This is a genomic window from Microvirga sp. Mcv34 (genome assembly GCF_024519725.1).
GTDB lineage: Bacteria > Pseudomonadota > Alphaproteobacteria > Rhizobiales > Beijerinckiaceae > Microvirga.
Map to the genome: position 1 here is coordinate 20,430 of NZ_JALJRK010000061.1, position 8,496 is coordinate 28,925.

7 protein-coding genes are annotated in these 8,496 nt (G+C 68.8%); 5 read left to right on the forward strand and 2 right to left on the reverse strand.

Translation table 11 applies throughout. From position 1 onward, the window contains the following. Positions 1–27: 27 nt before the first annotated feature. Positions 28–4,131, forward strand: coding sequence for a hypothetical protein (locus OC446_RS22730; protein WP_262031292.1), 4,104 nt, complete (start codon positions 28–30; stop codon positions 4,129–4,131). A gap of 37 nt (positions 4,132–4,168) precedes the next feature. Here OC446_RS22730 and OC446_RS22735 read toward each other — a convergent pair whose 3' ends face one another. Continuing rightward, the gene (locus tag OC446_RS22735) at positions 4,169–5,146 is read right to left on the reverse strand and encodes a hypothetical protein (RefSeq protein WP_262031293.1); all 978 of its coding nucleotides are present in this window, start codon (positions 5,144–5,146) and stop codon (positions 4,169–4,171) included. A gap of 548 nt (positions 5,147–5,694) precedes the next feature. Here OC446_RS22735 and OC446_RS22740 point away from each other — a divergent pair. The 4 genes from OC446_RS22740 (at position 5,695) to OC446_RS22755 (ending at position 7,711) form a co-directional block, all read left to right on the forward strand. Further along, positions 5,695–6,318, forward strand: a complete 624-nt coding sequence (locus tag OC446_RS22740) for a hypothetical protein (RefSeq protein ID WP_262031294.1) — start codon at positions 5,695–5,697, stop codon at positions 6,316–6,318. Positions 6,319–6,452: 134 nt separating this feature from the next. Beyond that, on the forward strand, positions 6,453–6,806 hold the full coding sequence (locus OC446_RS22745) for a hypothetical protein (RefSeq protein WP_262031295.1): 354 nt from the start codon (positions 6,453–6,455) through the stop codon (positions 6,804–6,806). Positions 6,807–6,898: 92 nt separating this feature from the next. Beyond that, complete coding sequence (locus tag OC446_RS22750; RefSeq protein ID WP_262031296.1) at positions 6,899–7,225, forward strand: hypothetical protein; 327 nt, start codon at positions 6,899–6,901, stop codon at positions 7,223–7,225. Between the two features lie 228 nt (positions 7,226–7,453). After that, positions 7,454–7,711, forward strand: coding sequence for a hypothetical protein (locus OC446_RS22755; RefSeq protein WP_262031297.1), 258 nt, complete (start codon positions 7,454–7,456; stop codon positions 7,709–7,711). A 160-nt stretch (positions 7,712–7,871) separates the two neighbouring features. Here OC446_RS22755 and OC446_RS22760 read toward each other — a convergent pair. Beyond that, on the reverse strand, positions 7,872–8,496 hold a 625-nt coding region (locus OC446_RS22760; protein WP_262031298.1), incomplete at its 5' end, for a hypothetical protein.

Consider the following 8,496-nt stretch of genomic DNA (forward strand, 5'->3'; position numbering starts at 1 on the left):
AAAATTTTGACTTGGAAGAGGTACGCTATGTCTGACAAGAAGAAGGCGCTCCCCGTCGCCAGCGCCTCTGTGAACATCACCCCCGCCGACTGGCGCGCGCACCTCATCCCGCACACGCCGAAGCCCGATGACGGCCAGTATCCGGCGGGCGAGCTGCATTTCCTGGCGATGGCCGATGCCGTCCACCGCAACGGCTGGCATTTCGTGCCCCAGGAGCGCACCGGCCGCCGCCTCGCCGGCAGGATCTACGGCAGCGCCATCGAGTGGGGCATCTACGCCGAGCGCCGTCCGACCGCCAAAGAGGTCCGCGAGTTCAAGGCGCATTGCGCCACCCTGAACCTCGCCATCATCACGCCCGATGACCCGAGCGGCCCGCGCATCCTCGACATCGACGTCACCGACCCCAAGCTCTCCCACGCCATCCAAAAGATCGCCGACCGCATCCTGGGCCATACCCCTCTGCGCCGCATCGGCACCGCCCCGAAGATCGCCCTGATCTACCGTGGCGACCCGGCCGACCCGATCACCACCTCCATGGTGCGCCGCCTCATCGACGCCGAGACCGGCGTGGCCTCCAGCCACATGATCGAGGTGCTCGGGCCGCGCCGACTGCTCACCGTCTACGGCAACCACCACGCGACCGGCCGCTACTTCCAATGGGCGCGCGGCACCATGCAGCCGGGTTTCGTCGGCCCCGAGGTCGCGCCGGTCATCACCGCCGCGAAGCTCCAGGAGTTCCTCGATGCGGTCGATGCCGAGCTCGGCTCGCACCGCCTCTCGGGGCTGGCCGCCGAGGTCGCCGTGTCGGACGGCTCCGAGGCCATCGAGGGCGCCTCCGTCGATGCCTCGGGCATCGTGGTGCCCGGCGACCGCAAGCGCTACAAGGAAGTTCTCTGGAGAAACGGCTTCATCGCGGACGGGGCCGAGATCCAGGCGACGAAGCGCAGCTTCGCCTACTGCCTCCGCAACCCGCGCCTCCTCAAGAGCGAGGAGGGGCTGCGCGCCCTGACCCAGGCGCTCTATGATGAGGTCTACCGCGATATGAGCCCGAACGGCGCCTATCGCGGCGGCAGCGCCTTCCCCTCCAGCCGCAAGCTGATGGAGGGCTGCCGCCTCCGCATCCGCTCCTCCGCCCGGACCCTCCTGCGCAAGGGCGGCACGGCCTTCATGGCCTCCCTGCATGACGAGAGCGGCCTCTCGTTCGGCACCCGCTCGGCCGTGCGCGTGGGCCAAGCCGAGGCGAACACCAATTCGCTCCGCTTCCTGCCCTCCGCCGAGATGCGCCGGGCCATCAAGTTCATCGCCCGCACCGCCGCCGATCCGGTGCGCCGCGCCCGCCGCGCCCTCAAGGCCGACCGCCGCGAGGAGGCCAAGCGGGTCTCGGACGCCGTGCGCACCGGGGCCGACGCCTTCCTCACCCTGGCGTTCTCGAAGGCCCTGGACACGCCGGTCCATATCCTCCAGGCGCCCACCGGCGCGGGCAAGACCTCGACCCTGATCGAGCGCATTGCGTTCTTCTACCGCCAGCACCCGGACTACGATAAGGCCGTGTTCCTTTTCATGCCGTCCTACGGCAACATTGAGGAGGCGGTCGAGAAGGCCAGCCGTGGCAAGGACGGCAACACGCCCCTGTTCCGCAAGATGGCCGAGGATATGGCCAGGGAGGCCTCCGCCGCCGGCGTCGAGGTCATGATCTATTACGGGAAGGAAAAGGGTGGCTGCCAGGAATTCGAGAAGCTGCGCCTCCTCCAGGCCGCCAAGATCGGGACCGCCGGGCTCTGCCGCTCGTCCCTCAAGGACGAGGACGGCAAGCCGCTCAAGAACGAGGCCGGTGAGCCCAAGTATCGCTACTGCGAGCACTACAAGGGCTGCCCGATCATCGCGCAGCGCCAGCGCGTGAAGGGGCGCCGCCTCGTCATCCTGCCGTTGGCGTTCGTGACCCTGGACCTCCCCGAGGAGGTCAAGGAAGCCGCCGGGGCCGCGATCTTCGATGAGCGCGTGTGGAGCGAGCTCGTCCGCTCGGCCACCTTCCCGGTCGACGCCTTCAAACAGCCGCGCCGCGAGCCCAAGCCGACCAAGAAGGAGGTCGAGGCCGGCCTCACCGGCAAGGATATGATCGCCGACCGCGAACGGGCCATCGAGATAGTCAACGCCGCCCGCCTGGAGGGCACCTGCCCGGCGCTCGCCCTACACCGCACCCGGATCAAGGGCTACAAGGACGGCGCTCCGTTCTGGATCGCGCGCGGCAAGGCCGTGGTCGATTCCTGCATCGCCATCTCCGGCCGCACCCGCGATGCCGGCAAGGAGGTCCACCCGGAGCTTGACATCGACGCCATCCGCCTCATCGCCGAGCGCCCGGCCGGCAAGTGGTTGCATGAGGAATGGAGGTTCTGGAAGATCATCCGCGAGCGCATCGAGCAGCTCGAAGCCGACGAGCTGGCCCTGGGGCTCCGCCGCGCCGCCGCCCGCAACGCCGGCCTTCCGGTGCCGGAGGCCCTCCCGGCCGTCGAGCGCCTGGCGCGCGGGGCCAGGGACATGCGCATCCAGTTCCTCGATGACGACGCCCACCGCGATGCGGTGCGGGTCTCCTGGCGCGTGGAGCCCAACTTCTCCTCGATCCCGACTATGCTCCTCGACGCCTCCGCCGACCCGGAGATCATCGCCAAGTGCTGGTCGCCCAGGGCCGTCCACACCGTCGCCATCGAGGGCTCGCTCCACGTCCGCGTGGTCGCCGCCATCGATTCGACGTTCTCGGCCACCTCGATGCTGCCAGAGCGGGCGCAGGGCCCCGAGGACGCCCTGGCCGCCGCCACGCGCGTCCACAAGGTCCGCCGGGTGCTCGCCAACGCCAGCGCTCTGTTCGGCCACGGCCGGGTGATCGCGGGTGCCATGATGGGCGTCCGCCAGCGCATCATGGGCAAGGCGGTTCACCAGGGCGAGACGACCGGGACCTGGGCCGAGCCGCTCAACCTGGATTTCGGCCACTACGGCGCCTTCCGTGGCCTGGACTACGCGAAGATGCACATGGCCGCCATCGCCATCGGCCGCCTGGACCTCCCGGCGCGGGTCATCGACGGGTTGGTCGCGGCGATCACCTACGATGACGTCGAGCCCGAGCTGCCCATCGACGTCGACGGCACCGGCAAGGCACCGGGCGGCAAGCGCCTGGTCGCGCCCGAGGTCCGCCGCGCGTACCCGCTGCGGGACGGCTCCGACCTCATCATCAACGTCCCCGCCTGGCCCGGCCGCTGGGCCGCCAAGGTGCAGAGCCAATACCGCGAGGAGGAGCTCAAGCAGTTCCTGGGCCGCCTCCGCCCGGTTTACCGCGATGGCGTGGCGCCGGTCCTGTTCGCCCTGGGCCGTGTCATGCCCGGCATGCCGGTCGAGGAATACAAGGACGAGGAGGGCCGCATCCGCTTCCGCCCGGACTACACGGCCGAGGCCTCGGCGTGGACCCTGGACGAGGTGATGGCCTTCGATGACCTCGCCGAGCTCCGGGACTACCAGGAGATGGGCGAGATTGTGCGCCGGGTCGGCGTCACCGACGCCATGCTCGCGGGCGAGGCGGTCGCCGACCTCATCGACCCGGTGGGCCACGCCGCCCTGGCGGCGGCCGCCGGCCTCGACGGCGCCGACCGCTCCGGCCGGTTCTCGCAGGGCATGATGGCCGTGCGGGCGGACATCGGCGGCGTGGAGCCGATGTTCGTGCAGATGCCGGCCTACGTCATGGACCCCGAGGCGCATCTGCGCGCGCTGCTGCCCGAGGGCACGCCGGTCGGCGTCTCCGTGGTGGCCGAGCCCGAGCGCGTCCCGAGCCTGGCGAAGAAGGACGACAAGATCGACCTCGCCCTCGGCAGCAAGGCCGAGCGCCAGGGCCGCGAGGCGGAGGTGTGGACCGATGCCGCCGACCGCGCCTATGGCGAGCTGGTCGCGCGCCATGGTTCCGTGACGGAGCGGATGGTCTACGCCGCCCCGGCCGGCCCCTTGAAGGACCGCCTGGTGCCCCTGGAGGTCCGGATCATCCTGGAGCAGGCCTGCCCGCACCACCTCGTGGCGCCGGTGATCGAGGCCCCGAAGGTCGCGACCCCGTCGAACGATCCCTGGCACAAGCCGTTCGACCAGGTGGCCTAGCCAAGAGACAGGCCTCCGGTATTACCGGAGGTCGCGCCTATCCCTCCCGCGCATGGGCCTCCAGCGCGGCCTCCGGAACGTCGTCCTGGCGGATCCACGCGCTCCGGCGCTTCCTCCACTTGCGTGGCTGGCGGGGCTTGCGTGCCTTGCCGCCGCGTCTCGGCCCCTGCGAGGCCAGCTTCAGGGCGGCCAGGGTGCCGACCGGCTGCGGCCCCGCCACCGGGTTGGCGGATTCTTGGACCACATCGAGGGGCCGCCGTGCCGCCTGTAGGATGCGCACCCGCAGCCACCGGGGCTTGCCGTTTGGATAGCGCACGATCTCCCAGGTGAAATCGATGCCGACCGCGCCGAGCGATTCGGCGGCCGGCCGCAGGAGCACCCGCTCGACATCGGAGGCGTCCCGCATCCCCGAGGTGCCCAGGAGCTCCTGCATCCGGTCGGCGGGCAGCTCCAGGAACAGGGCACCCTTGGCGCCATGGCGGGCCTTCCAGGCCCTGGGCAGGGCCGTGGGGGCGGCCAGCCATGCAAGGCAGCGCATGTAGAGCACGGCGGCGTAGCGGGAGCGGAGGGCCATGATGTCCGCCATGGACACCTCGATGCCCTCATCCTCGCCCATGGAGGCGGCCATGAGGGCCAGCGTTTCCTCCACCTCCAGGCCGATTACCCCATCGCCATCGGCCATGGTGGCGTTGAACGCCGGCCGCGGCGGCTGCTCGGGTCCATGGGGCTCCATGGCCTGCGCCCGGGCGTGGACCTTGGCGAGCTCGCGCCGGGACAGCCCCATGGACCCGAGCAGGGAGGCCATCGGCAACTCGACAGGGCGGAAGGTCACCTCCTGCAGCAGGGCGGCGAGCTGGAGGTCCATGTCGCGGTCCACGGGCCCGTATCCCTCCGGCTGCGGCAGCGCGGCGGCATGGCCGAGGGCGGCCACCAGCAGGGCTATGGTCTTGGCGTCGGCAGGTGCCTTGGACGGCACCACGAGGGTGCGGCAGAGCAGTGTAGAGAGGCGTGGCATGACGGCATCCTGGCGGGGTTGCTGCACCCTTTTTGCTAGGCCCCCCGGCAAACGTCAACTTTATGGGGCCATATACCAGATTTTGCTGCTATGAAAGAGACTTAGAGTGATTTCGCCCAGAAAGTAGAGGGGGGACTATAGGGGGGTGTTAACCGAAGGAAGATTCTTTACCGGATCTCTGCCCCTATTCATCTGCCACTGCCGTCCCTGTCATCCTCCCTCCAGGTTAACTTATCGCGCCATGCGCGTGAGGCACAGCCTCCCGCTTCGCGCGAGGGGACAGCCGGGGTGTCCTCCTGGCCTCCATGGGTCTCCTGGAAACCTCTTTCCATTAGCGAGGGCGAGCCGCGCCGGGGCCGAGCGTGGCCGGGACCGGGCGTAAAACCGCCAGAGAGGCCGGCCAGAACCCCTTTCGGGCTTAAGACGGGGCTTTTCCTGTCCCGCCCCCGAAAAGGGCTGAAATCGAGCTATTGGGCTCACCCCCGCCCGGTGGCCATGACGTGTCGCCGACTCTTGATCTATTCGTCGCCGCGGAGGACCGTGTCGGCATGAGCCAGAACCAAACTTCACGCCCTGAGACCGGCGCCGCCCGCCGTACCCGCAAGAGCCGCAACCCCGGCGCAAACCGTTCCGCACGCGCCAAGGCCAAGCGCGCTGCGCTCGGCAAACCGGAGAAGCGCGATGTCGACGCGATCTTCGGCGCCGCGCTCGACCGGGCCCTGATCCTGTCCGGCGCCGTGCTAGAGACCGGCGAGGTGGATGAAGCCGCGCTTGCCCGCGTCCCGGCACTGCGCGATGCCCTGGACACGGCGCGGACAGAGTTGGACACAGCGTTCAACCCGGAGCAGGTCAAGACGGTCCTGCAGGCCCGCCTCGCTGCCGGCCTTGCCGCGCAGCCCGACGCGCCCCGCGCCGGGGGGCTCGACCAGCACGCTGTCAACGGCGCCTTCGCGGCGGTCGTCAACGCGCTCATCGTCGAGCGCGGCCTCACCAACGCCGCCGGGCGGATTGACCGGGCCGCCGTGGCCCGCAGCCCGATCCTCGCGGAGATCCTTGGCCGGACTATCGCCGCGCTCACGCGGACGCACGACAAGTCCGAGATCGAGGCGGTGATGCGCCGCCGATTCGCGCGGGAGGATGATCAGGCACTCCAAGCCCCGATCTCCGCTTGAACAAAGCTTCTAAACCCATATAATCCTTGGCACAGGCCTAGCGGATCCAGTCCGTTTTTGCTTGAACCAAATACTCACCCCGGAGGGCTTTGCCCCTGCCGGGGTTTTTTCGTCTCGGGGGCCGTCATGGCCGCATGACGACCGCGGAGGTCGATATCGCCGCGCTCCAGGCAGCGGGCGGCGGATCGGGCGGTGGCGACACCACGGCGCTCGAAGGCCGGGTGACCACCCTTGAGGGCAAGGTCGATGCCCATGAGAATAGGCTCCACTCGATGGACATCGCCGTGGGCAACTTGCAGACAGCCCACGCGACCTATGATGGGTTCGGCAACCAGCTCTACAACCTCGACATCGCGGTGGGCAATCTGCAGGCCGCCAACACCCAGCAGTGGGGCACGCTCGACAGCCACGACGCCCGCCTCAACGCCGCGGAGAACAAGCTCGGCACCCATGAGACCCGGATCGCCACTCTGGAGCAGGCGGCCTAACGCCAAGAAAATGGACGGCCCCTTGCGATTGTGAGGGGCTGTCCATACAGCGTGCCCTTGTATTTGGGACGCCCTCCCTGATCCTGGTTGGCATGAGCATTGATCGCCAGGATTCACGCAAGCAAGGAAGGGAAGGCACGGACGACGGGACCGACGACGTCCGCCGTGCCCTGCACCTCGCCATCGCCTCGGAGATACAGCGCCGGGGCCTCACCCCGGACGAGGTCCAGCGGACCACCGGGGTCTTTTTCAACCGTCAGAAGAGGTACGAGCTCTGCGAGGCCGTGAACGAGGGCAGCGCGTTCCCGCTCTGGGGGATGGTCCGCCTGCTGCGGATGGCCCGCCGGCTCAACGTCCCGGTCACCTTCACCGTCGCCGGGCAGGTCGTCGCGATCAAGTCGGCCTCCCGCCGGGGCTGAGGGGCGTGTCGGCGGCATTTCCGGGCAAGCCGTTACCATTCTTCGGACATTCGATTCTTTTAATAGGAGTAACGGGGGGACAGCTTTGGCCAGACCTTCCCGGGGACCGTGTCGGCGACACGATTACTTAACAGAGACCAGGGATAACTTAACCAAGGCCGCTTTCTTCGATTGCCATTACTGAGTCTCCTGTGCCAGTGTCCTGGGCCCTGAGAACAGGAGACCAGCATGCGCCATCCGACGACCGTCATCGCTTCCGCGGCCATGACCCTCGCCGTCGCCGACATCGAGCGTCGACAGGCCCGGCAGGCTGCTGCGGCCTCCGCTGCCAGGGACGCGCGCACGATGGACAGCATCGAGGAGCTCGGCCGCCGCTTGACGGCATCCCGTCGCCGCGAGGCGGCTCTGGAGCGCGAGCTCCGGGAGACCCGGCGCCAGCTCGCCGAGGCCCAGGGCGCCGTGCTGAGGCTGACCCGGCAGCACTAGAGCATCGGACGGTTTGTCGGACCCGCTCAGTTCCCACCTCTGCCCAGGGAAGAGGGGTGGGACGTCGTGGATCCGTATTTTGGTCCGATGCTCTAGAACGAATCACCCCCTCGACGAAAAAGGCCCGCCGAGAAGGCGGGCCTCTGTGTTTCCGGGCCGGTCAGAACCGGGGTGCTGGCGCGTAGGCGGGGGCGGGCTCCGGTGCCTCCATCGCGGCGGCCCTGGGCGGCTGCGGCTTGGGGGCCTGGGCGGCGCGCCGGGTCAGGTGCTTCACGGCCTCGGGGCCAACGACCGCCGGCAGGCCAGGGTCGCGGTCGGTGTGGTCTTTCGCCAGAACGTGCCGCTCGATCTCGCTCGGCCGCATCTCTTCGCAGAGGTGGTCGAGCTGCTTCTCGTTGAGGCTCATGAGCCATGCCTGCACGTGCAGCGGCAGCGGCGAAGTGTCGACCTCGTCGTCTGCCCAGCGGCCCAGGCGGTTGAACGACCACTCGCGGCAGAGGTTGCCGACGGGATAGTCGTTGAGTTCGCTCTCCGAGAGGATTTCGAACGGTTCACGGAAGAGGTCGTCGTCCGCGTCGATGAGGTCCCGGGCGAAATCGGACGGCTCATCGACTTGGGTCGGCCTGGGCCACAGCAGGTTGTGGAGCCGGCTTGTGATGTCCCAGGCGGCCGCACCGAGGAAGAACGGCGCGGCGATCAGGTAACGGCTGACGGCGGCGAGGATGGCGGAGAGGGCTCTGAACATGGTCGGTGGTCTTCCGTGGGTTGGTTGGTCCGACCTCAAT

Bases quoted from the DNA above. Each gene is read 5' to 3' on its own strand.
- OC446_RS22730 (WP_262031292.1), top strand. From the start codon at position 28: ATGTCTGACAAGAAGAAGGCGCTCCCCGTCGCCAGCGCCTCTGTGAAC.
- OC446_RS22735 (WP_262031293.1), bottom strand. From the start codon at position 5,146: ATGCCACGCCTCTCTACACTGCTCTGCCGCACCCTCGTGGTGCCGTCC.
- OC446_RS22740 (WP_262031294.1), top strand. From the start codon at position 5,695: ATGAGCCAGAACCAAACTTCACGCCCTGAGACCGGCGCCGCCCGCCGT.
- OC446_RS22745 (WP_262031295.1), top strand. From the start codon at position 6,453: ATGACGACCGCGGAGGTCGATATCGCCGCGCTCCAGGCAGCGGGCGGC.
- OC446_RS22750 (WP_262031296.1), top strand. From the start codon at position 6,899: ATGAGCATTGATCGCCAGGATTCACGCAAGCAAGGAAGGGAAGGCACG.
- OC446_RS22755 (WP_262031297.1), top strand. From the start codon at position 7,454: ATGCGCCATCCGACGACCGTCATCGCTTCCGCGGCCATGACCCTCGCC.